Source organism: Nocardia sp. NBC_01503, from assembly GCF_036327755.1.
Classification (GTDB): Bacteria; Actinomycetota; Actinomycetes; order Mycobacteriales; family Mycobacteriaceae; genus Nocardia.
The window spans coordinates 7572314-7593579 of record NZ_CP109596.1 but is presented as its reverse complement, the minus strand read 5'-3'; the positions used below and the strand labels follow the sequence as shown (position 1 = coordinate 7593579).

The following is a 21266-nucleotide window of genomic DNA, read 5'->3' as shown; positions in this document are numbered from 1 at the left end:
GTTGGCGTCGCCGCCGACCGTTCACACGCGACGCGATCGGGCCGCGCCCATTCGGTACCAGCATTACCCCGGGGAGCGAGCGGGTGGATCCCGGCGACGGTTTGGCTGTAACTGCTTGCGGTCGGTGAACGGCTGTCCTACAACGGCATCTGGTTGTGGGAAGTCGACGGACAGCCGGTGTTGGTCGCCTCGCTCTCGCGCAGCGTTGCCGGGATCGTGCGGGTCGGCCTGGTGGCCACGCCACCGGAACATCGCGGACAGGGTTATGCGGCGGCGGTGACGCACCATGTGTCGCGGGCCGCGCTGGACGCGGGTAACAACGAGGTTCTGCTGTTCACCGACAGATCGAATCCCACAAGTAACGGCATCTACCGGCGGTTGGGTTACGAGGTCGTCGAAGAGCGGATCCAGATGCGGCTCGGCACAACCCATTAGAGCAGTTCGGGTTGGGCCGACTGTCACGAGCGACAGGCATCGGAACGACCGGTGACCGCCCAGGCCGCCTCGATCATCCGGAAGATCTCGTCCACCGCGGCCTGCGGATCTGCCGTCTCTCGGGCCAGCGAGTAGGCGTCGATCACGAACCGCGCGATTGCCCGGCATTCCGTGCTGTTCGGCGGCTGGTCGAGCTCCGCGGCGATGGCCGCCGCCAATGACTCCGCGTGGCGCAGCCGCATCGAATCCTCGTACTCGCGCAGGGCGGGTGTCCTGTCGATCAGATGCCAGAGCGGTGCGGCTCCTTCGGCCGCGCAGTGCCGCACCATGGCGTGGATCTCGTGCCGCAGCGCCGGGATCAGTGGCTCGTTCGCCGATCTGCCGGTCACAGCGTGGGTGAGTCGCTGCTCGAAGTTCTCGTCCTGCTCGAAGACCAGGGCCTCTTTCGAGGCGAAGTGGGAGAAGACGGTGGTGACGGCCACGTCGGCCTCGGCAGCCACATCGCGGATGCCCACCGCGTCGTATCCGCGTTCCAGAAATAGCGCCAGCGCGGTGTCAGCGATCTTCTGGCGGGTCGCGGCCTTCTTGCGCTCACGACGCCCGGGCGGCGCGGTCATCGTTTGATGCTATCAGCTGCGCAAATGCATCCGTTCTGAACTCCTAACGGTTAGGCGGTCAACCGTAGCCCCACCCGATCCAAAAATGCAACCGTTGCGAAACGCTAACCGGTAGTCTTAATGTGCAGGTATGAAGGCAATGCGCTTCGCCGAGTACGGCGGTCCCGAAGTCCTGAAACAGGTAGACGTGGCCGAGCCGCACGCCGGCCCCGGCCAAGTACGCATCGCCGTGCGGGCGGCGGGGGTGAACCCGCACGATTGGCGGGTTCGCGAGGGCCAGTTCCAGCGGGTCCAGCCGCTCGTCCTGCCCGCCGGTGTCGGACAGGACGCCGCGGGCGTGATAGACGAAATCGGCGACGGTGTCACCGATTTCGAGGTCGGCGACCAGGTATTCGGCCGAGGTTCGAACACGTACGCGGAGAACGCCGTGCTCTCCAGTTGGGCGCGCCTGCCAGACGGGCTCACCTTCGCCGAGGCTGCCGGGTACCCCTCGGTGGTCGAGACCGCACTGCGGATCCTCCGCATGGTCGGCGTCCAACCCGGGCAAACACTGCTGGTCAGTGGCGCGGCCGGTGGAGTCGGGTCGACGGTATCGCAGATCGCCCGCGACCGGGGAATCACGGTGATCGGCACCGCCGGGCCCGCGAACCAGGACTACCTGCGAAGCCTCGGCGCGATCGCCACCACCTACGGTCCGGGCTGGGTCGAGCGCGTACGTCAGCTCGGCCGGATCGACGCCGCGCTGGACCTGAACGGCACCGGCGTCCTGCGCGGACTTCTCGACCTGACCGGGGATCCGGACAAGGTCATCACCATCGCCGACCTCGAGGCCCCCATGCTCGGTATCCGCTTCGCCGGCGTCGGCGGAAGCATGCCCGAAGCCCTTGCCACCGCCGTCGACCTGATTCGACGCGGCAAGCTCCACCTCCCGGTCGACCGGTCGTACCCGCTCACCGATGCCGCGGCGGCGCACGCGGACAGCCGAGCCGGACACACCCGCGGGCGTAGAGTCCTGCTCGTCTGAGCGGCTCGCACCCGAAACAGTCAGGCAGAGCTGTCCGTCAACGCCGAACCGGCCACCTGGCGGGGCCGAAGATCAATGGGCTGAGGACATCTCGGTCAGCGGCACCGCACCGCAATGCCGATGAGCGTGCTGACGATTTGCGGCATTACGCTAGGACCATGATGGTCGGCTCGACGTTCTCCTGCTCATTCTGCTCCGAACTGCACGATGGGCCTCCTCTCGGCTACGGCACGCACGCGCCCGTCTACTGGAACGCGGACTTCACCGAGCAGCAGGGCAATGTGCTGGGGGAAGAACAATGCGTGATCGCCGGCGAACACTTCTTCGTGCGCGCGCGTCTGGTGCTTCCGATCAAAGACGCCGATGGTGAGTTCGACTGGGGTGTCTGGGTATCGCTGAGCGAGGCCAACTTCCACCGGTCGTCAGCCTTGTGGGACAAGCCCGAGCGGGTCGAGGAGCCACCGTATTTCGGGTGGTTGTCGACAGCGCTGCCCGGGTATGAGCCGACCACGGTGAATCTCAAGACCAAGCTGCACACCCAGCCCCTCGGCGAGCGCCCACTGGCGGAGTTGGAGCCCACCGATCATCCGCTGGCTGTCGAACAGCGCGCGGGGATCACCATGGCCCGAGTTCAATGGCTCGCTGAGCAACTCTTGCACGCCGACTCGTAGGTCGACTGGGCAGCGGATGTCCGCTGTCGCGCATGGCGCGCTGACCTAACCGGCGAACGGCGCGCGTAGCCGCCAACTCTCAGTTCCGATAGAGAATCCCGAGTTCGTCGGCGACGAACGTCGAGCCCCGATTGCGTGCGACCCACATCTTGCCGAGGTCGAGATTGCGCACGTGCACGAGACCGGCCTTCGTGCCGTACGCGGCGGCGAAGCTCGGGACCTCGAGCTGCATACCCGTCAATCCCAGGTCGCCCTTGGGGTTCTTGCCGATATAGGGCCAGCCGACGGCGGTGATCAGGACCTGCCCGTTGGGGTTCAGGATCTTTCGGGAGTTCGCCAGCGCGGCCATCAGCAACCGCTGATTGTCGGTGCTCGACACCAGATAGGACGACATGCCGGGGTCCTGACCGTTGCCGTAAGTTCCGGTGTGCGGATTGCGGAAGATGATCAGATCGAACCCCCCGACGGAGTAGTGGCCGGTGGCGTCGGTTTCGAATCCGACTGCGACACCGGCATTTCCGAGGGCCTGGACATTGGTGGCGACCACGTCGCCGTATACCTTGCGCAGTTCGGCCTCGCTGCGTAGCTCGGTGGCCAGCACATCGTCACTGGGATTGGGATGGTCCGCATCGATCGGCTGGAAGGGGGTGTACCCCAACTGTTGCTTGATGAAGGACAGGGACTCGATCACATTGGAGAAGTCGCCGCAGCCGTAGAGAAGGATGCGCATGGTGATTCACCTGCGATTCTGCATATCGAGTGTGCTCCGGCACCGCGCCGGAAACCGCTCGCTAATTGTAGGAACGAATCACGTTGTGCCGCAGCGAATTCGAATCCGCATGACATAACGGCCGGTCGGAATGTCGGCGCGGTGACGGACCCCGCGCCACCCAGCGCGGCACGGTGGAAGATCGCCAGCCGCGAGATGTCTGTCGCCCTCGCCATGATGGCCTGACACCAAGCCCGTCCCTGTTCGTAACAGGGACGGGCTTCGACATGCCCAAGGCGCGCTAGCGAAGCGAACCGCTTGCACCCGAGGACGCGTGGCTGGACGCCATCGGCCGTTTGGTCATCACTCGCCCCCGGCCGGTCGACGCTCCTGGCAGCGAACGGCTTTCACCCGACGCGGGACCACGTTCCCAAGTACGAGTGAAACCGTCTGGGGTCCAGGAGGTCCCGCGATTGCCGCTGGGTGCGCGACTGAGCGGTGCGGAACGTGCTGCGGCCCGAGACATCCGACAATGCCGCTTCCCGCGCGGTCCGCGGCGACCCGTTAGCCGCCGGACTGAAGATCAGCGGCACAGGGCCATCTCGGGGCCGTCGCAGTGTCCGCATATGCCGTACGCCTCCGGATTTCCGGACCGAGACGCATTTGCGTTGGAGCGCACTCCAACTCCTAGGTTCGGACGTATGCGATACATCAAGCTCGGAACGACCGGACTGGAAGTCTCCGCAATCACGCTGGGCTGTATGAGCTTCGGCGAGCCGGACCGGGGCGGCGAGCCCTGGTCGCTGGGCGTGGACGCCAGCCGGGACATCATCAAGAAGGCCCTCGAGAGCGGCGTCAATTTCCTCGACACAGCCAATGGGTACAGCGCCGGAAGCAGCGAGGAGATCGTCGGTCGAGCGGTCAAGGACTTCACCCGGCGGGCGGAGGTTGTTCTCGCCACCAAGGTCTGGATGCGGATGCGTCCCGGCCCGAACGGCGCAGGGCTGTCCCGCAAGGCGATCTTCGCCGAGCTCGACGCCTCCCTGAAGCGACTGGGGACCGACTACATCGACCTGTACCAGATTCACCGCTGGGACTACGACACTCCGATCGAGGAAACCCTCGAGGCGCTGCACGACGCGGTCAAATCCGGGAAGGTCCGTTACATCGGAGCCTCGTCCATGTACGCCTGGCAGTTCGCCAAGGCCCTGTACCTGGCTGACCTGAACGGCTGGACCCGGTTCGTGTCGATGCAGGAGCACTACAACCTCATCCACCGGGAAGCGGAGCGGGAGATGATCCCGCTCTGCGCCGACCAGGGCGTCGGCGTGATCCCGTGGAGCCCGCTGGCGCGGGGCAGGCTGACGCGGGCCTGGGACACGGCCACCGCGCGTGCGGAGACCGACGCGGGCGGCACAATCCTCTACCGCGACGAGGACCGGGCGGTGGCCGAGCGCGTCCACGAGATCGCGGGCAGGCGCGGTTTGTCCCCGGCTCAAATCGCCCTGGCCTGGGCCATGCGCAACCCGGCGGTGACCTCGCCCATCGTCGGGGTCACCAAGCCGGCCCAGCTGGCCGACGCGGTCGCCGCCGTGGACGTCGAACTCGACGAAGACGAGGCCGCCTACTTGGAGGAGCCCTACCAGCCGCACGAGGCTGCCTACCTGGAGGAGTCCTTCTACAAGCGGCAGCCTGTGGCGGACTCCCGGTAGTCCGGGCCATCGCGGGGGCTTCGACGAGACCCCGGCCCCGGCCCTTCACAGCCCTTCGGTCGGCCCGCGGTGAGTGGGATGCCTCGCCGCGGCCCGCGCTGACCGAACCGGCCGGCCAAGGACCTGGAGGATCAACCGGTACTGCGGTGCTGGCCGTGGCGTTCGAGTTCGATCCGCTATTCGGTCCCGCCCAAGCACAATTGGCCGTGGATCGTATTCCAGGTGCCGAACTCCGCGTGATTCCCGAGGCCGCGCACGGCGGCGTGATGACGCACGGGCAGCATGTGGTCCCCGAATCGTCGAGTTCCCGACCAAGCATCACGCCTGATCAAGACCGCGAGGCGGAACGGCCCCGGGCGATCCCGGTTGATGAGCGGTCAGGTGGTCTCCTTGGAGATCGTGATGGTGGTCCAGCCGCCCACGTGGATGCGGTCGCCCGGTTGTAGTGGGATGGGCTGCTTTGCGGCGATCGGGGTGTCGCTGCCGTTGAGGCAGGTGCCGTTGGTGGAGCCGAGGTCCATGACGGTGAGTGAACCGCCGTTGAGGTGCAGGATGGCGTGCGAGCGGGAGACCGCTATATCCGCGGGGGCGATGGCCAGGTCTATGTCCGGGTGCAGGCCCTGGGAGGTGCTGTGCTTGCCGATGAGAATGTCGGTGCCGTGCAAGGGGATTCGGCGGGCAGGGTAGTAGTCGGGGAAGTCCACGCGGTCCGCGTCGGGGCCCTTCTGGGCGATCATGCGGTGGTAGTGGGCGGCGTCGGCCGTCACGGTGGCGATCCACATCTCAACTGGCGCGGACGATCCGGCGTTCACCAGGGTCGCGTCCGGATTGACCACGGTGGGGGCGGGAGCGTGCTGGGGGACCGGGAGGGCCGAATCGTGGCCGCAGTCTTCGCAGAAGCGGCCGTCGATCAGCGCTCCGCAGGCGGGACATTGCGCGACTCCCTCTGGGGGAGTGGCGGTTCCGGTCGCTCCCGCGCTCATGGTGGAGCCGCAGGTGTCACAGTAGTCGGTGGATGCCGAGGTGTGACCTTCGGGGCAGAGTGTCATTACGAACCCGCTTCCTTGCGGACCCGGGCCGTTTTGCTGGAGCGGACGTCCAGAGCCATCTCGTCGGCGGCGTCGACGCGGGAGCGCAGGCGCACGGTGCCGGTGCGATCATCCACCTCGACAACGGCTTTCAGCAGTTTCGCGGTGTTCTCGTTACCGGATTCATTGGCCAGTTGGACCGCTCGCCGCAGTTTGGCGGTGGCGGTGTTGAGGTCGCCCTGTTTGCGGGCGGCCAGGCCCTCCTGCACCGCCCGGGCCAGTTCGGCCTGCCCGGTGTAGTGGGCGACGCGACGGCTGATGCGCGCCGAGAGATCGGTGTCGGTGGTCCAGACGGCCTTCACCAGACCCTGGCCCAGTACCTCACCCTCGGCGACGACACTGATTCGCGCGGCGAGCTTTTCGCGGCCGGGCGGGGCGGGCTCCACCTCGATCTGCACGTGATAGCCGCGCTCCTCCGCCCCCCACGCGCCGAGCGGGTACTCGCCGATCTGGGCGGCGGTGGCGGTGCGGCGTGCGGTGAGATCCTCGATGACCGGGTCGACCAGTTTGACGAAGCGCACGGTCGCGCCGACCGGTGTCCACACCCGCAGGGTGAGCTCGGGAATGACCTTGGCAAGCGAGGTCTGCATCATTTCGGCGAAGTCCGCGGCGAGCAGATCGGGGGTCTTCACGATATCGACGGTGCCGTGCAGCGCGCTGGCGATGGCCCGCAATTCGTTGGGCTCCCAATCGGTTCCGACGCCGCGGCAATCGCAGGTGAACAGCCGTTCGGAGGCTTTGATCTCCGCCGCCAACTGCTCGGGCTTCTCATGTTCGTTGCGGCCGTCGGTGAGCAGGATGGCGTGCACCATCGCACCCGGATGCCGCTGCGCGATGAGCCGGGACAGGCCGAGCCAGGTGCCCATGGCGGTACCGCCGTGCGGGTGCAGTTTGTCGAGAGCGCGGCGGGCATCGGCACGAGATCGTTTGTCCGCGAGGGCTGTTGCGCCATCGCGAGGGTAGACCACCTCGGCCTTGTCGGTGCCCTCGACAATGGCGAAGCGGGTGCCGTCCGGAATGACGTCCAGCGCCGCGAGGGTGGCGCGCCGGGCTCCGCCGAATTTGTCACCGCCGCCCATGGAGCCCGAACAGTCGATGATCAGAATCTCGACGCGCTCCTGCGCGGGTGCGGCGACCATCAACTCGTCGGTGGTCTCCACCGAGACGACGGCGTCGATGGTGCGCACGCCCTCGGCGAGATAGGGATTCTGGTCGACGGCGACCGAAATACCCTTGGTTTCAGGGGAACTCACAGTGCTTCTCCTATTAGCTCGGAGAACGGAACGGGTACCAGCGCGACGGTGATGTTGTCCTTGCCACCCGCCTGCAGCGCGTAATCCACGAGCGCGCGAGCGGACTCCAAAGGCACTGCGGCCAAGGCGATCTCGGCCAGTCCAGCCGCATCGGGCAGGTAGTTCCACAGCCCGTCGGAGCAGATCAGCAGTACACCCGGCGCACGCACGTGCAGGGTCTGCACGCAATTGTCGGACCACGATTGCTTCTCGCTGTCGGCGCCCAGCCAGCGAGTCAGCACATGCGCGTGCGGGGTGTCCATGGCGGCTTCCTCGTCCATGGCCCCGGTCTCTACCATGGCCTGGGCGAGTGAATCATCGACGGTGAGCCGCTGGGAACCAGGTCCGGACTGCAACCAATACGCCCGGCTGTCACCGACATTCGCGACGGTCAGGCGCGCGCCCCCGGCATCGTCGAACTGCACCACCGCGCCCACGTAGGTGCAGGAGGGTGAACGGCCGTCCGCGGTGCCGATATCGCGCACCGCCTGTGCGGCCGCGGCGACTCCGGCCATGATCGCCTCTTCGGCGGGGCGTGCGGCGGCCAGCGCGGTCAGGCAGGTGTCGACGCCGGTGCGTACCCCGGTGCCGGAGGCCGCCTGCGGATCCTCCGAGGTCGAGACGCCATCGCATACCGAGATCACCAGTGCGGGCGGCGTACCCGGATTCGCGCTCTCCAGCACGGCGGCGGCGACCGCGTCCTCATTGTGCGCGTGTACGTTTCCGCGATCGGTGACCAGTACGGCCGCGCCCAGATCCGCCTCGAATCGATCGTGTTCGCGCCCGCGCTGTCCGCACACCACGCAGAATCCGTCGCTGTCGAAATGCGTTCCGCCGCAGCCGTCACAGGCGGGCGGATCCTCCGAATCATGCGAGAGCGTGGTGCCGCTGTAACGTGCCACGGCCGCGGAGGCGGCCCGTGCCAGACTGGTCGGGCGGGTATTGTCGCTGGCCACCGCGGGTGCGGAGGTGGGCGGTAGGGCGATCCGCTGCCCGCCGAGCTGTCGCCCGCACTCCTCACAGAAGCGGTCGCTCTCCGCGGCGAAGGTCCCGCAGGCCGGGCACCGGGCGGTCACAGCGTGGTCCTCGGGCGAACGGCATTGGCCTGTTCCACCAGGGCGATACGTTCCCACCAGTCATCCGTTTCATGCGCGAGATCGCGATAGCAGCGTTCCAAACCGGTACGCACCCCCTGTAAGTCGAGTGTCACCCCCAGCAGTGGGGAGTGATCGGTGGGCACGCGGCCAAGGCGCAGCCAGTACAGCGCCGCATCGAGTACGCGTAACCGGGCCTGAGCGGACCGGCGTTTGGAGTCCAGGCCGAGCTTCTCGATCCGCCGCCCCGCATCGCGCAGCAGGTGTTCGGTGAGCTCGCCCTGGCGTTCCACACTGAGCAGCGTATCCACAGCCGCCACACCGGCTTCGGTGTATACCGCCGAAGCCGGATCGACCTGGTCCAGGACCGCCACCGCGCCATCGCGATCGTGGGCCGAGCGGCGCAGTCGGGCCAGGCCGAAGGCGGCACTGGTGTAGGAGCGATCGGTGCGCCAGACCGCCTCGTAGTAGCGGGCGGCTTCGCGCAGTGCGGGCTCGGGATCCGGCTCGGATCCGGTGCGCCCCAACAACTCCGCCGTCACCGCGAGCGCCAGCTTGGGTGCGGGCTCACCGGGCAGCGCGGTGTATAGGGCGTCGAACTCGGCCGCCGCCGACCGCCAATCGCGTCGCAGCAGATGAGCTTGTGCGCGGAACCAGCTCAATTGCCAATCGCCGCCGAGGTTCTGCTCCATCTCCTCGATCCGGCGCAGCGCGTCGGCCGCGTCGCCGTACTCGAGCGCCGCGCGGATCAGGCGTAGTGGAATCTCCGCGGATTCGTCCGTGCCGGTGACCACCGAGCGCAGACCCGCGGTGATCTCGCGCTCCAACTCCCGCGGAGTCCCCGAGCCCAGACTCGCCAGCAGCGCCGCACCGCTGTCATTCGGATCGACCAGTGGAATCGGCAGCGCCGCAACGAGTTTCACTGGATCATCCGGCAGTGTGTCACCGACACCGAAGACCGCGCGCGGCGGACCGAAGCGGGTGGACAGACCCGGCCGGGGCAGCCCGTCCTCGGCGGCCAGCACCTCGCGCAGCACGCCGGTGAGCTGATCGGCCATCTCATCGGAGCCGCTGAACCGTTCCAACGGATCGAGATGTGTCGCGCGCACCAGGAATCGGTACAGCGACGGATGCTGCGCCAGCACCGGCTCGAACTCCGGACCGGGCAGCGGACCGAGACGGCCGTGCTCCTGCGGCACCTTGAGCAGCAGCACCGCGAGCGTGCGGCCGACGGTATAGACCTCCGAGGCCACGGTGGGCCCGGTCTCGGCGACCTCCGGGGCCTGATACCCGGGCGTACCGTAGATGGCGCTGTGCTCATCGTTCATGGCGATGACCGCGCCGAGGTCGATGAGCTTGAGCTGCTCCTCGGTCTGCATCACATTGTCCGGCTTGAAATCACAGTAGGCCAGCCCGCGCGAGTGCAGGTATCCGAGCGCGGGCAGCGCCTCGAGAATGTAGGCGATGGCCTGTGCGGGCGGCAGCCACACCCCGTCGGTATCGCGTCGCCGCCGCAGAATCTGCTTGAGCGAGGTGCCGCCGACGTACTCCATGACGATGTAGCCGACCGGCTCGCCATCGGGACCGATATCCTCGGCGAAGTTGTAGATCCGCACGATATTCGGGTGATCGACCTGCGCCAGGAAGCGCCGCTCGGCCACCGCGGCGCGCATGGCATCGGCATCGCCGGTATTGAGCAGACCCTTGAGCACCACCGGGCGGCCGTTCACCTTGTGATCGAGCGCCAGGTAGATCCACCCCAGACCGCCGTGCGCCAGCGGCCCCAGCACCTCGTACTGTCCGCCGACCACATCGCCGCGATCCAGCTTGGGCGTGAACGAGAATCGCGTCCGGCAGTGCCCGCAGAATCCCTCGCTGCGCCCCGGCTGATCACCGCGACTGCGCCCGACCGGCCGATCACACTTACCGCAGAAACGCTGACTCTCCGGTACCACCGGATCCGCCATCACCGCCGCGGCCGGATCGATCGGAGCGACCGGCGGCACCTTGACCATCCCCGCCCCGAGCCGCCCGCGCGTCGCCCCGGAGGACCCGGTGCGCCCGGTCCGAATACTGCTGCGCGTCCCACCCGTCGTGAACGCTCCGGTGATCCCGGAACCTCGACTGGTCGCGACGCTCCCCGCGGACGAGCCCGACTGACCGCCACTGGTCGCGACCGCGGCGATCGGCGCGGGTGCGGTACCGCAGACTTCGCAGTACCCGTCGGAAATGCTTCCGTCGCAACCGGGTTCGGCGCAGACGGTCGCTTCCCCGCCACCGGCGGCCCCGGACGGCGCGGCGGTCGCCGACCCCTGTCCGTTGCCGTGTGCGGTCGGTCCCGAGTTCACCGTCGCGGCGGCCGATGGTGCGGTCCCGCAGACGGCGCAGTAACCGTCTTCGATGGTTCCGGTGCAGCCCGGTTCGGTGCAGGTCACGGTCGTCTCCCCGTTTTCTGGGCGATGAGCTGCCGATAGTCGGTAATGGCGCGGGTGACGGCCGCCAGGTCGCAGGGTTTGCGAGTGAGCAGGCCCGCCGCTATCCGGCTGGAGGCCAATACTTCTCGATCTTCGCTCACCCCGAGGCGGGCGGCCTTGGCGCGGTAGGCGGAGAGTCTGCCGCGCAATTCGGCGCGCCGATCGAGCAGCCCCTGGACCAATTGCTCGGCTTCGACCGCCGCGGCCAGCGCCGCGGTCAATCGGCGGCGCAGATCCCACAGCGCGGACGGATCCGGGGGAGTGGCATCGAGAGCGGTGAGTTCGGAGCCGAAAAGCGCACTGTCATCGGCGTGTTCGGGCAGCTGGCTGGTGAGTATGGTGCGCTCCACGGCAATTCGCGCCAGATGGGTGCGCTCATAGGTTTTGCGCAATGTCTCCACCTGGGTGCGAATACGCGAGACGGCCCCGTCCCAATCGGCGACCATGGCCGCCAATTCGGCGCGCAGACCGGCCGCTTCCCGCATTCGCGCACCGAGTTCGGCTATGCGACGGTCGATTTCGGCGACCGGCAGGGAAAGTGGATCCCCGGCGACACGGGTGGATAGCTCATCGAGATCATCGGAGAGCGCCCGCAATTCCGGTAATCCCGTCCCGATTCGATCGAGTTCGGTTCGCAGCGGCGTGATTTCGGACATCACCCGGCCGTTCACCGCGTCCACCGCGTCGAGCACCTCGACAATGCGCGGAAACCCCTCGCGCATCCGCGTCACCAATTCCGCGAATCCGACCCGCACGATCACTTCACCCGGTCCGATCAGCGACCGCTGTGCGAGTGGAATCGCGGTGCGCGCCACCTCCATCGGCTGTCCGCGCAGTAATGCGGTCAATTCCTCCCTATCGAGCGCCTCGAGCCTGCGCCGCATACGGACCGTATGCGCCTGCTCCAGCAGGGTGCGTAATCGCCCGAAGTCCTCCCACAGCAGATCCATGGCATCGCGCGCGGGCGCCCAGCGCGTTTCGGTGACCCCGGTCGGCGGGAATCGGCGCAGCAGAATCAATCCGGGATGCTTGTCGAGGTCGTACAGCGTCGCGGCAATGGCGTCGATCTCACGTTCGCGTTCGGCGATATCGCGGTCGATCTCCGCGACCGAGAGAATGTGGGAATTCTCGGACATGGCCGTTCACCCCAGATACTTGGCCGAGGGCGGCGTCGGCGCGGGCCCGAGTGCGGACAGCCGATTGGCGTACAACCGCTGCCAGGTGCCGTCACCGCGCACCCGTTCCAGCACACCGTTGACGAAGCGCACCAGATCCTTCGCGTTCTGTCCGATGCCGACCGCGTAGGTGTCCGTCGCGAGTGGCTCGCCCACTATCCGCAGGTTCGGATCCTGCTCCTGCAGCCCGTGCAGGATCGGGATATCGGTGCTGGCGGCATCGACCTGCGCCTGCTGCAGCGCGGTGAGGCAGTCCAGCCAGTTGTTCATGGCAATAACGGTAGGCTTCTGCGGTACCGCCAGGATCGCTCCCAACGTAGTTGTGCCTTTGACGCCGCAAACTCGCTTGCCCACCAGGTCCGTGGTGGAGTTGATACCGGAGTTGTTCGCCACCAGCAGCCGCTGATCGGATTCGAAGTAGCTGGTGGAGAATTCGATGGCCTTGCGGCGTTCACAGGTCGGCGAGAGCGTCTGCACCACGATGTCGACCTCCGCGTTCTGCAATGCGGGCACACGCCGCGCGGAGACGATGGGGGTCAGTTCGATCCGGTCCGGATCGCCGAAGATATCCCGGGCGATCTCCCGGGCGATATCGATATCGAAGCCCTCGATCCGTCCACTGGCCGGATTACGGTAGCCGAACATGAACGAGTTCTGATCGACTCCGACGCGCAGTTTGCCATTCTGAACGATCTTCGCCATGGCGGACCCGGCCGGCATACTCCCCGGGCTGGGCTGCGCTCCCGGCCGCAGGCTCGCGATCGGATCGCCGCAGCCGGAACCGAGCTGATCGAGTGCGCTGGTAACGGTCTCGGCCCCCGGTGGCAGCTGATTCTCCGCGGTCAATCGCATCGGCGGGGCGTCCGGGGTCTGCCCGCATCCGGCGGCGAGCACGGCCACGGTGGCCAGCAACAGCATTCGCGGGCGCGCGCTCACAAGAACTCCTTCAATCGCGGCCAGATGCCGCCCGCCGTGGCCGCTGCCGCCGCGATCAGCAGGAGCAGCGTGCCGAACTGACTCAGCTGGAATGCGCCGCCGGCACCGTCCACGCCGTCGCGGACCTGTTGTCTGGTGGTGTCGAGTTCGGTGCGCAAGGCGTCGTCCAGGGCGGCGAAGCGGGTCGCGGAGCTGCCCGGCGCACCGCCGATGGCCTGGGTCACCGCACCGTTGTAGTCATTGGCCTGATACGCCTTGACCTCGGTGTTGTGCCCGGCCTGCCAGGTGGAGAAGGCCGTGGCGGCAGGCGAATTCGCATCCGTCACCGTGGTCAGGTGGTCGCTCAGCTCATTGACCTTGGTGCCGAAGCGGTTTTCGCTGTCGTTGATATCACCGCGAATAATGAGCTGCAGGGTCTCCTCGGTGCGGGCCTGCTGCGCGAGGATTCTTATCCGGGAAAGGGTTTCGAAGCGTGCGGTCGCACCGTCGGAACCGGTGTCGATCACACCGGTCGCGGCGATCGAGGCGATGACTATCCAGAGCAGCGCCAGCACCGTCGCACCCGCCGCGGTGCCGACACCGAGGTTGATTCGGCGATTGGTGTGCCGCAGCAGCACCACCGAACCGGCGACGAAAGCCAGCAGCAGCACCAGCAGCAGGATCACGCTCAGCAGCGGCAGCGTGGAGATATCGCGCTGGTCATCGCGCAGGTGCGTGAGCCGATTCTTTTGTAGCCGTTCGGCATCGGGCAGCACCGAGTTCTGCATGAGCGCGGACGCCTGCCGCAGATACGCCGACCCCACCGGCAGGCCCTGCCGGTTATTGGCGCGCGCCGCCTCGACCAGCCCGGTGTAGGTGGGCAGGTCGGCGGAGATGTTCGCCACGATATCCCGGGTCTGCTGATCGGAGGCGCCGGTGGTGGCCTCGGCCAGTGCGGCCGCCGCATCGGCGAGGGCCTGCCGGTATCGCGTTCGCACATCCGGTGATTCGACATTGCCGGACAGGAATGCCGAGGACGCGGTGGCATCGGCCGCGGAGAGCGCGACATACAGTCGCTGTGCGGCATTGGCGAGCGGTTCGGAGTGCGTCAAGACGGTATCGCGCCGAGTCAGCTTCTCGCTGAGCTGATTCGCGCATACCAACCCCGAAATCACGCTGAGCGCCACCAGTCCGACGACCACCGCACTCAGTACCCCCGGCGCCGTTCGCGCGAAACGCCGCGCCCACTCCGCACCATTGCGGATGGCAGTCGGTAGCCGACTCCTCACACCCATGCCCCCGTTTCACCGGCTCTGCTCCCGGTAGGGCGATGGTACGGGAGCGGGTGGGTTGTGTCGATCGAGATCCAACCAGTCGGATTCAATTGCTGAGGCACAGTTTTCAGGTACCCGAGCAATATCATCCGGCGGGTGAAATTCCGATTCAGCGGAGGAGAATAGCCGGGAAACCTCGCGGCTCGAGAATAGCGATTATTCGGATGGCGGCGGACCCGGAGTTCGTGTATCAGGCGGTTCCGGTTTCAGGCATCGTGGAAGACCAGACCCAGGGTGTGGCGGTGACCCGAGCGGACCGTACTCACCCCATGCCGCATGGGCGCGGCCGACCAGCCGCGCACACTGCGGATCGGACGATCACGGGTGGTGAAGATGAGGCCGTGCCCCTGGGGGAGAGCGATGGCCGAGCCCCGGGATTGGGCGCGCGGGCGCTGCTCGACCATGAGGAATTCGCCGCCGGTGTAGTCCACGCCGGGGACGTCGAGGCCGATCGCCACCTGGAGCGGAAAGATCATGTCGCCGAAGAGATCTCGGTGCAGGGCGTTCCAGTCACCGCCGGTGTAGCGGAGCAGGATCTGGGACGACTTGGTCTGTCCGGCGTTGTGACACTGGCTGATCCAGTCCTCCAGTCGGTGCGGCCAGGTGCCGGGGCGGCGCAGTCGGGCGGCCCAATCCTGGGCGATGGGAAGCAGTTTCGGATACAGGGCGGCGCGTAGTTCGCGGATCGGATCCGGTAGGTCGTGGGTGAAGTAGCGGTACTCACCGGAGCCGAAGCGATGGCGGGCCATATCGATGGTGGAACGGAAGTGCTGTTCCCGTTCGTACAGGTTCACGAGTTCGCGGCATTCGCGCGGAGTCAGCAGCGGGCCCATGAGTGCGTGCCCGTACTCGTCCAGCTCGGTGGTGAGCGCGGGCCAGTCCTGGTCGGCGACGCGCTCGGCGCGAGTTGCCGGCGTCGCTGTGGTCACCGTCATCGATCGTTCCTCTCGCGTGAATGTGCTGGTTCCGGAGTCCAATCTGCCGCAGCGGGAGGCTCGGGACCGGCGGAAATCGGTCACAGCATTCGGTGCTAATTTCGAAGGGCGGGCTCGCCCGCGCAGCGCCTGCCGGACCCTCTCGGAAAAGGAATCGCCTCTTGTCATCGACACTGCTGGACCCGCGCACAGCCCTGGTCATCATCGATCTACAGCGCGGCGTGGTCGGTATGCCGACCCTGCCGCACAGCAGTGACGTCGTGGTGAAGAACTCCGTCGCGCTGGCCCGCGCCTTCCGCGCGCACGACCTGCCCGTCGTCCTGGTGCGGGTGTCCTTCTCGGCCGACGGTGTGGACGCGGCCCCCGGGCGGATCACCAACCCGATGCCCAAGGGTGTTGCCTACCCCGAGGGCTGGGACGAGATCATCGAGGAGCTGGAGGTCCAGCCCACCGACATCCGGATCACCAAGCGGCAGTGGGGCGCCTTCTACGGCACCGAACTCGACCTGCAACTGCGCCGCCGCGGCATTACCGAGATCGTGCTGACCGGCATCTCCACCAGCATCGGCGTCGAATCCAGCGCCCGCGCCGCCCATGAACACGGCTATCACGTCGTGGTCGTCGAAGACGCGACCGCCGACCGCGACCTCGCCTCCCATGAGCACGCCACCACCAAGATCTTCCCCCGCCTCGGCCTGGTGGCGCGCACGGACCAAATCCTCGAAGAGCTCCAAGCCCGATAGCTCAAACCAAGGCGGTGTGGGACCACGACCGGCCCCAGAGTCCCTGCCACCCGCCGGTGCTCAGCCATGAGTTCGGCACCAGCACACCGGTTTCGGCGGTCTGCTCCCAGAATCGCTCGATGCCACCGCCGAATTCGGTGGCGGCGGGCAGGTGCCGCTCCCACGGTCCCTCGGGGGCATTCAGCGCCGTGGCCGGGAATCCGGTCACGGTGACAGCGCTCGGTTCGGAGATCGCGGCGACCGGGTAGGGCCGCTCGGCCGCGGAGGTGATCGCGATCGCGAACGGGCAGATCACCTCCGGGCTGGGCCGCCGGGTGAGCGCGCGGGCGAAGACCGGATCGTCGGTCATGGCCATGTGGGCGATCACGCCACGCAGCCGCAGCGAGACCAGATCCATGGAGCGCGCAACGGCGAGTTCGGGGGCTCTCACCAACTCGCGCAATACCTTCGAGGGCAACGGCGCATCGGCCGTCAAAGCGTGCAGCCGGGGATACCGCGCGAGCAGAGCCGGGTCCAAAGCCGCGAGGGTGGCGACCAGAGGGCGATTGTTCACCGCCGACCACAGCTCCGCCAGCCCCACGCGATTGCTGTCGAGGGCCTCGGCGCACAGCTGTTCCAAATCTCCCAGTACGACCGCCGCGCCCGCGGGCAGTTCGTGGTCCCTGGCGTCCACCCGCTCCCCGGTCTCGGCCAGCCAGACTCCTCGACCCCGATCGGCGATTACGCCCCAGGCCAAACGCACTGCCAAACTCGAACTCCTGATGATTCGTCCGCCGACCTCCCCGGCGGACCAGCTTCGACCGCGAACGATACGAGCCCACGCCCGAGCCCGGCAATCGAGTTTTCACCGCCGTCACGCGTCCGGCCGGTGAATCGTCGGCCCGAACTTGCCGGTCACGCCCGGGAATCACGCGCGATCGAACCTGTGGAACGGGACACCGCGAGCTGGACGAGCCGTCCCGGGTACCGGCTCGAGCGGTAGTCCCGACCCGGCGTGCGAGTCGAGGCCATATTGTTGGCGGCGTGAGTGTGGAGGGTGTGGGGGTGCCGGGGCCATTGCCGCGCGGACGGCATGGGCTGAGCCGGGAGCAGGTGGAGAACTCGCAGTTTCAGCGGCTCTGCGTGGCCGTGCTGGACGCGGTGGGGGAGTTGGGGTACGCCGCCACCACGGTCGCCGATATCGTCAGCCGCGCACAGGTGGCGCGCCGCACCTTCTACGCCGTCTTCGGCGGCAAGGACGAATGCTTCGCCGCCGCCTACGACCTGGCGGTGAACACCGCGCTGGATCAATTGCAGGACACCGTGACCGGTCTGGTCGGGGTGAACTTCGCGGACCGGGTGCGGATCTCCTTCGACATCTACCTGGCCGTGCTCGCCGCGCAACCGGAGGCGACCCGGGCGCTGTATGTGGAGACCCTGGCCGCGGGGCCGGGGCTGGTGGCGCATCGCGCGCGGGTGCACCGGCGGTTCGCCGAATACATTCTGGCGGTGGCGCGGATCGGGGTTCGCGATGGTGAACTCTCCGGCGATCCGGATCCGGAGTTGATCGATATGCTGCTCGGGGGTATCGACGACCGGGTGCGCGCGTGTCTGCACGAGCGGGACGCCAGCCAATTGCCTTCGCTGTCACCGCTGTTCACCCGCACCGCCATCGCGCTGGTGCGGACACCGGAGTGAACGGGCTGTACCGCAGCACAAACGCCGGGGTCGCGCTCGCGCTCCGATTTGTCATCTGACACAGGCGCAGTGACACCGGACACACCAGAAACCTACTGTCACAAGGGAATTAGACGTAGGAGAGGTGCGATGAAGCCCATAGTGCGAGTACTCGGAAGTGTCATATGCGCGGGGGTCACCGCGATCGGGGTGACGGTCGCGGGCGGTCCGGCGCATTCGGAGCCGGCAGCGGGCCTGACCAGTATCGCCTCCGATACCAGTGGGACCGGTCCGGAGACCTCCGCTTTCATGGCCGCTTTCGGCTACGGGCTCCTGCATCCCGATGTCGCGCCACCGGGGGCCAATGACTGGAATTGCAGACCGAGCGCCGCGCATCCACGCCCGGTGGTGCTGCTGCACGGTACCTGGTTGAACACCTATGACAGCTTCGCGTACCTGTCCCCGCGCATCGCTCGCGCCGGAGTGTGCGTCTACGCCTTCAACTACGGCCGCCAAGGCGTGTTGAACGGCGGCGGCATCGGCGCGATCCTTCCGGGGCGCTATGGCGTCGGGCTGATGGAGGATTCGGCCGAACAGTTGGCGCGGTTCGTGGATCGGGTGCTGGCGGCGACCGGGGCCGCACAGGTCGATGTGGTCGCGCATTCGCAGGGCGGGCCGGTCGCCAGCCAATATCTGAAATTCGAAGGCGGAGCGGGGAAGATCCGCAAGGTTGTCACCCTGGGTGCGACCAGCCACGGCACCTCGCTGGACGGTATCGCCTCGCTCGGACGCTGGATCACCGATATGGGAGTGAATATTCTCGGCTTCTACGAGCCGCTGCTGGGGGTGTCGAATATCGAGCAGACCGTGGGCTCACCGTTCTACAAAACCCTGAATGCCAACGGCGACACCGTGCCCGGCGTGGAGTACACCTCCATCGGCACCCGGCACGACGAGGTCTCCAACCCGTACGAGTGGACCTTCCTGACGCCGGGACCCGATGCGACCGTCGACAATGTGACCCTGCAACAGGATTGCGAGGCGGATCTGTCGGATCACCTGACCATCCTGTACTCGCCGCGGGCCGCGTCGATTGTGTTGCGCGCCTTGGACCCGGCCGCGCATCAGGACCTGGAGTGCACCTTCAACCCCTGGGTGGTCGGTGGCGATGGGCACCTCTGAACCTCTGCTACCGGACCGGGATCCGTTCTACCGCACCGAGGAACCATTGAGCGGAATCGAACCCGGCACCATACTGCGCTCGCGTGCGGTGCGCGTCGGGTTGTTCGGCCGGGTGCCGCAGCGGATCTCGGCCTGGCAGTTGCTGTATCGCAGCACCGACCTGTCCGGGCGGCCCGAGGCCGCGGTCACCACGGTGCTGCTGCCGTGGGGTGCCGATCCAGGGACGCCGCGGCCGCTGCTGTCCTTCCAGTGTGCGATCGATGCGATCGCGTCGAAGTGCTTCCCCTCCTACGCATTACGGCATGGAGCGCGGGCGCTCGGCTCCATTCCGCAGCTGGAGTTCCCGCTCATCGCCAGCGCGCTGTCTCGGGGTTGGGCGGTGTCGGTGCCCGATCACGAGGGCCTCGGTGGTCATTTCGGCGCGGCTAAGGAACCCGGCTATCGGGCACTGGACGGGGTCCGTGCCGCCCTGCGCTTCGCTCCACTCGGGTTGCACGCCGGGACGCCGATCGGCCTGTGGGGCTACTCCGGTGGTGGTCTGGCCACGGCCTGGGCGGCCGAGCAGGCGGGCGAATACGCGCCCGAACTCGATATCGTCGGCGCGGTCGCGGGATCGCCGGTGGGCGATCCGGCAAATGCTTTCGTCCGATTGAACGGTTCGCCTTTCGCGGGCTTCGCCATGGTGTTCACCGCCGGATTGGCTCGTGCCTATCCGCAGCTGGAACACCTGCTGCGCGACCATCTTTCGGAGCGGTTCCGGACGCTGCTCGCGCGGGCGGAGCACAGTGCCACCTTTCCGCTGCTGGCGCGCTTCGCCGGTCGCGACGCGGATCGGCATACCCGGGCGGGGCTGGCGGCCATGCTCGCCGAGCCCGAACTACTGGCGGTGCTGGCCGAAATCCGGCCCGGTGCACAGGCTCCCGTCATGCCGATGCTGATTCTGCAGGCCGTCAATGACGAGGTGATCGCGGTCGCCGATATCGACGCGCACGTGGACAGATATCTCGAGCACGGCGCACACGTGCACTACGTGCGCGATCGGTTGAGTATGCATCTGCCACTGCAATTCCTGGGCGCACCGGCCATGATCGACTGGCTCGCCGACCGATTCGACGGGGTGGCACCGGATCCGCCCGGGGTGCGGACGGTGTGGTCGGTGGCACTGTCGGATCGCGCGCGACCACAGCACCGGGATTTCGCCGCCCTACTGTGGCGCATGTTCACCGGCGGCCCGATAGGTGCGCGCCACCAGCGCCGAGCGCAGGTACCACAGCCCCGCCGACTGAGCGGGGTCGAAGCCGGTTAACTGTCCGATCCGCTTCAACCGATAGTCGATGGTATTGGCGTGCACCCCGAGCCCGCGCGCGGTGCGCCGCCGATTCAGGTCATTGCCCAGATGACGGCGCAGCGTCTCGAGCAGCTCGGGGTACTCGTCCAGCGGATCCAGCAGTGCGCCAAGGTATTCCCGGCCCGGACCGGGGCGGGTGAGCTGATACTCCATGGCCAGATCGTCGAACCGGTACAGGCCCGGTTCGCACTGGAGCCGGTGCACGATGTCGAGCAGCTCATGCGCCTGCTCGGCCGCGCCGGGAATGCCGGGCGTCGGCGCGGGTATGACGGTGGCGGTCAGCGCCACCTGTGCCACGGCGGCCAAACCGGTGACGATCGCGTCGAGTTCGGTTGCCGCCGTGGCGGATTCCGGAATCAGTACCGTCCCGCCGTCGGGGCCGAGGACCCACAGTGCCTTGTCCGCACATCGCGATCCCAGTTCGGCCTGTATGCAGCGCAGTCGCCGTCGCGCCACCAAATCCCCATCCACGGCTGGGTGCCGTTCACCCGGATGCGCCGGAATGCCGAGTGCCAGTACGTAATACGCCGTCTCGATCGCCATGCCGTGCGGGCCGGTGGATGTCGTTGCCGGATGTCCCGCGAGTAGGGCCGCCGCCGGTGTGAGGGGCTCGGTACCGGGTGCCGCCGTGCCGAGCGTGGTGTCGACCGCGGAGAGCGCCTCCAGTAGCCGCCGTGCGCTGACCGCCACTTCGAGTGCGCCCGCCCGCAATTCGAGGCAGGTCTCGGCAATGGCGGTCACGTCCGTGGGGAGCTGAGCTACGCGGGCAGGTGTTGGCATGTGCGACTCCACTTTTCAGGGAACGCTGGCGTTCCTACTGGTGCGTAACTGTAATGGGGGTCACCTCGCGCAGGCAAGCGCA

At 67.2% G+C, this 21266-nt stretch carries 20 protein-coding genes; 8 read left to right on the top strand and 12 right to left on the bottom strand.

What is annotated here, in order from left to right; all coding sequences use genetic code 11:
- Window positions 1-153 precede the first annotated feature (153 nt).
- The gene (locus tag OHB26_RS34925; RefSeq protein WP_330181519.1) at window positions 154-435 is read left to right on the top strand and encodes a GNAT family N-acetyltransferase; all 282 of its coding nucleotides are present in this window, start codon (window positions 154-156) and stop codon (window positions 433-435) included.
- 23 nt (window positions 436-458) lie between these two features.
- On the opposite strand, the gene OHB26_RS34920 is transcribed toward OHB26_RS34925, so the two are convergent.
- The gene (locus OHB26_RS34920) at window positions 459-1052 is read right to left on the bottom strand and encodes a TetR/AcrR family transcriptional regulator (RefSeq protein ID WP_330181518.1); all 594 of its coding nucleotides are present in this window, start codon (window positions 1050-1052) and stop codon (window positions 459-461) included.
- Window positions 1053-1182: 130 nt separating this feature from the next.
- Here OHB26_RS34920 and OHB26_RS34915 point away from each other — a divergent pair, with 130 nt between their 5' ends.
- Together OHB26_RS34915 and OHB26_RS34910 are read left to right on the top strand one after the other, a co-directional pair.
- Window positions 1183-2076: an NADP-dependent oxidoreductase gene (locus OHB26_RS34915; protein ID WP_330181517.1), complete on the top strand. Its 894-nt coding sequence runs from the start codon at window positions 1183-1185 to the stop codon at window positions 2074-2076.
- Between the two features lie 158 nt (window positions 2077-2234).
- Window positions 2235-2747, top strand: coding sequence for a DUF2199 domain-containing protein (locus OHB26_RS34910; protein ID WP_330181516.1), 513 nt, complete (start codon window positions 2235-2237; stop codon window positions 2745-2747).
- Window positions 2748-2826: 79 nt separating this feature from the next.
- On the opposite strand, the gene OHB26_RS34905 is transcribed toward OHB26_RS34910, so the two are convergent.
- On the bottom strand, window positions 2827-3477 hold the full coding sequence (locus tag OHB26_RS34905; RefSeq protein WP_330181515.1) for a Rossmann-like fold-containing protein: 651 nt from the start codon (window positions 3475-3477) through the stop codon (window positions 2827-2829).
- Between the two features lie 680 nt (window positions 3478-4157).
- Here OHB26_RS34905 and OHB26_RS34900 point away from each other — a divergent pair.
- Window positions 4158-5168 carry an aldo/keto reductase gene (locus OHB26_RS34900; protein WP_330181514.1) on the top strand — a complete coding sequence of 337 codons (1011 nt, stop codon included), beginning with the start codon at window positions 4158-4160 and terminating at the stop codon, window positions 5166-5168.
- Window positions 5169-5545: 377 nt separating this feature from the next.
- Here the strand turns inward: OHB26_RS34900 and OHB26_RS34895 are convergent, their stop codons facing one another.
- The 8 genes from OHB26_RS34895 to OHB26_RS34860 form a co-directional block, all read right to left on the bottom strand.
- On the bottom strand, window positions 5546-6217 hold the full coding sequence (locus OHB26_RS34895; protein ID WP_330181513.1) for an FHA domain-containing protein: 672 nt from the start codon (window positions 6215-6217) through the stop codon (window positions 5546-5548).
- Window positions 6217-7509, bottom strand: coding sequence for a vWA domain-containing protein (locus OHB26_RS34890; RefSeq protein WP_330181512.1), 1293 nt, complete (start codon window positions 7507-7509; stop codon window positions 6217-6219). Before OHB26_RS34890 ends, OHB26_RS34895 begins: the two co-directional genes overlap by 1 nt.
- Window positions 7506-8624 carry a protein phosphatase 2C domain-containing protein gene (locus OHB26_RS34885; protein WP_330181511.1) on the bottom strand — a complete coding sequence of 373 codons (1119 nt, stop codon included), beginning with the start codon at window positions 8622-8624 and terminating at the stop codon, window positions 7506-7508. The genes OHB26_RS34890 and OHB26_RS34885 overlap by 4 nt, the downstream gene beginning before the upstream one ends.
- Complete coding sequence (locus OHB26_RS34880) at window positions 8621-11077, bottom strand: serine/threonine-protein kinase (protein ID WP_330181510.1); 2457 nt, start codon at window positions 11075-11077, stop codon at window positions 8621-8623. The genes OHB26_RS34885 and OHB26_RS34880 overlap by 4 nt, the downstream gene beginning before the upstream one ends.
- Entirely contained in the window at window positions 11074-12252 is a 1179-nt protein-coding gene (locus OHB26_RS34875) for a hypothetical protein (protein WP_330181509.1), read from the bottom strand. The genes OHB26_RS34880 and OHB26_RS34875 overlap by 4 nt, the downstream gene beginning before the upstream one ends.
- A 6-nt stretch (window positions 12253-12258) precedes the next feature.
- A complete protein-coding gene (locus tag OHB26_RS34870) occupies window positions 12259-13227 on the bottom strand; it encodes a glutamate ABC transporter substrate-binding protein (RefSeq protein WP_330181508.1) in 969 nt (322 codons plus the stop codon).
- Window positions 13224-14501, bottom strand: a complete 1278-nt coding sequence (locus OHB26_RS34865; RefSeq protein WP_330181507.1) for a hypothetical protein — start codon at window positions 14499-14501, stop codon at window positions 13224-13226. Before OHB26_RS34865 ends, OHB26_RS34870 begins: the two co-directional genes overlap by 4 nt.
- Before the next feature lie 245 nt (window positions 14502-14746).
- Complete coding sequence (locus OHB26_RS34860) at window positions 14747-15475, bottom strand: 2OG-Fe(II) oxygenase (protein WP_330181506.1); 729 nt, start codon at window positions 15473-15475, stop codon at window positions 14747-14749.
- Between the two features lie 161 nt (window positions 15476-15636).
- On the opposite strand from OHB26_RS34860, the gene OHB26_RS34855 reads away from it, so the two are divergent.
- Window positions 15637-16218: a hydrolase gene (locus tag OHB26_RS34855; RefSeq protein WP_330181505.1), complete on the top strand. Its 582-nt coding sequence runs from the start codon at window positions 15637-15639 to the stop codon at window positions 16216-16218.
- A 1-nt stretch (window position 16219) separates the two neighbouring features.
- On the opposite strand, the gene OHB26_RS34850 is transcribed toward OHB26_RS34855, so the two are convergent.
- Window positions 16220-16966, bottom strand: coding sequence for a hypothetical protein (locus tag OHB26_RS34850; RefSeq protein WP_330181504.1), 747 nt, complete (start codon window positions 16964-16966; stop codon window positions 16220-16222).
- A 275-nt stretch (window positions 16967-17241) separates the two neighbouring features.
- Between OHB26_RS34850 and OHB26_RS34845 the strand changes: the two genes are divergently transcribed.
- The 3 genes from OHB26_RS34845 (at window position 17242) to OHB26_RS34835 (ending at window position 20362) form a co-directional block, all read left to right on the top strand.
- Window positions 17242-17895 carry a TetR/AcrR family transcriptional regulator gene (locus OHB26_RS34845; protein WP_330181503.1) on the top strand — a complete coding sequence of 218 codons (654 nt, stop codon included), beginning with the start codon at window positions 17242-17244 and terminating at the stop codon, window positions 17893-17895.
- Window positions 17896-18024: 129 nt separating this feature from the next.
- Complete coding sequence (locus tag OHB26_RS34840) at window positions 18025-19056, top strand: esterase/lipase family protein (RefSeq protein WP_330181502.1); 1032 nt, start codon at window positions 18025-18027, stop codon at window positions 19054-19056.
- Entirely contained in the window at window positions 19043-20362 is a 1320-nt protein-coding gene (locus OHB26_RS34835) for a lipase family protein (RefSeq protein WP_330181501.1), read from the top strand. The genes OHB26_RS34840 and OHB26_RS34835 overlap by 14 nt, the downstream gene beginning before the upstream one ends.
- Here the strand turns inward: OHB26_RS34835 and OHB26_RS34830 are convergent.
- Window positions 20261-21184, bottom strand: a complete 924-nt coding sequence (locus OHB26_RS34830) for a PucR family transcriptional regulator (protein WP_330181500.1) — start codon at window positions 21182-21184, stop codon at window positions 20261-20263. The genes OHB26_RS34835 and OHB26_RS34830 overlap by 102 nt on opposite strands.
- Window positions 21185-21266: the final 82 nt, after the last annotated feature.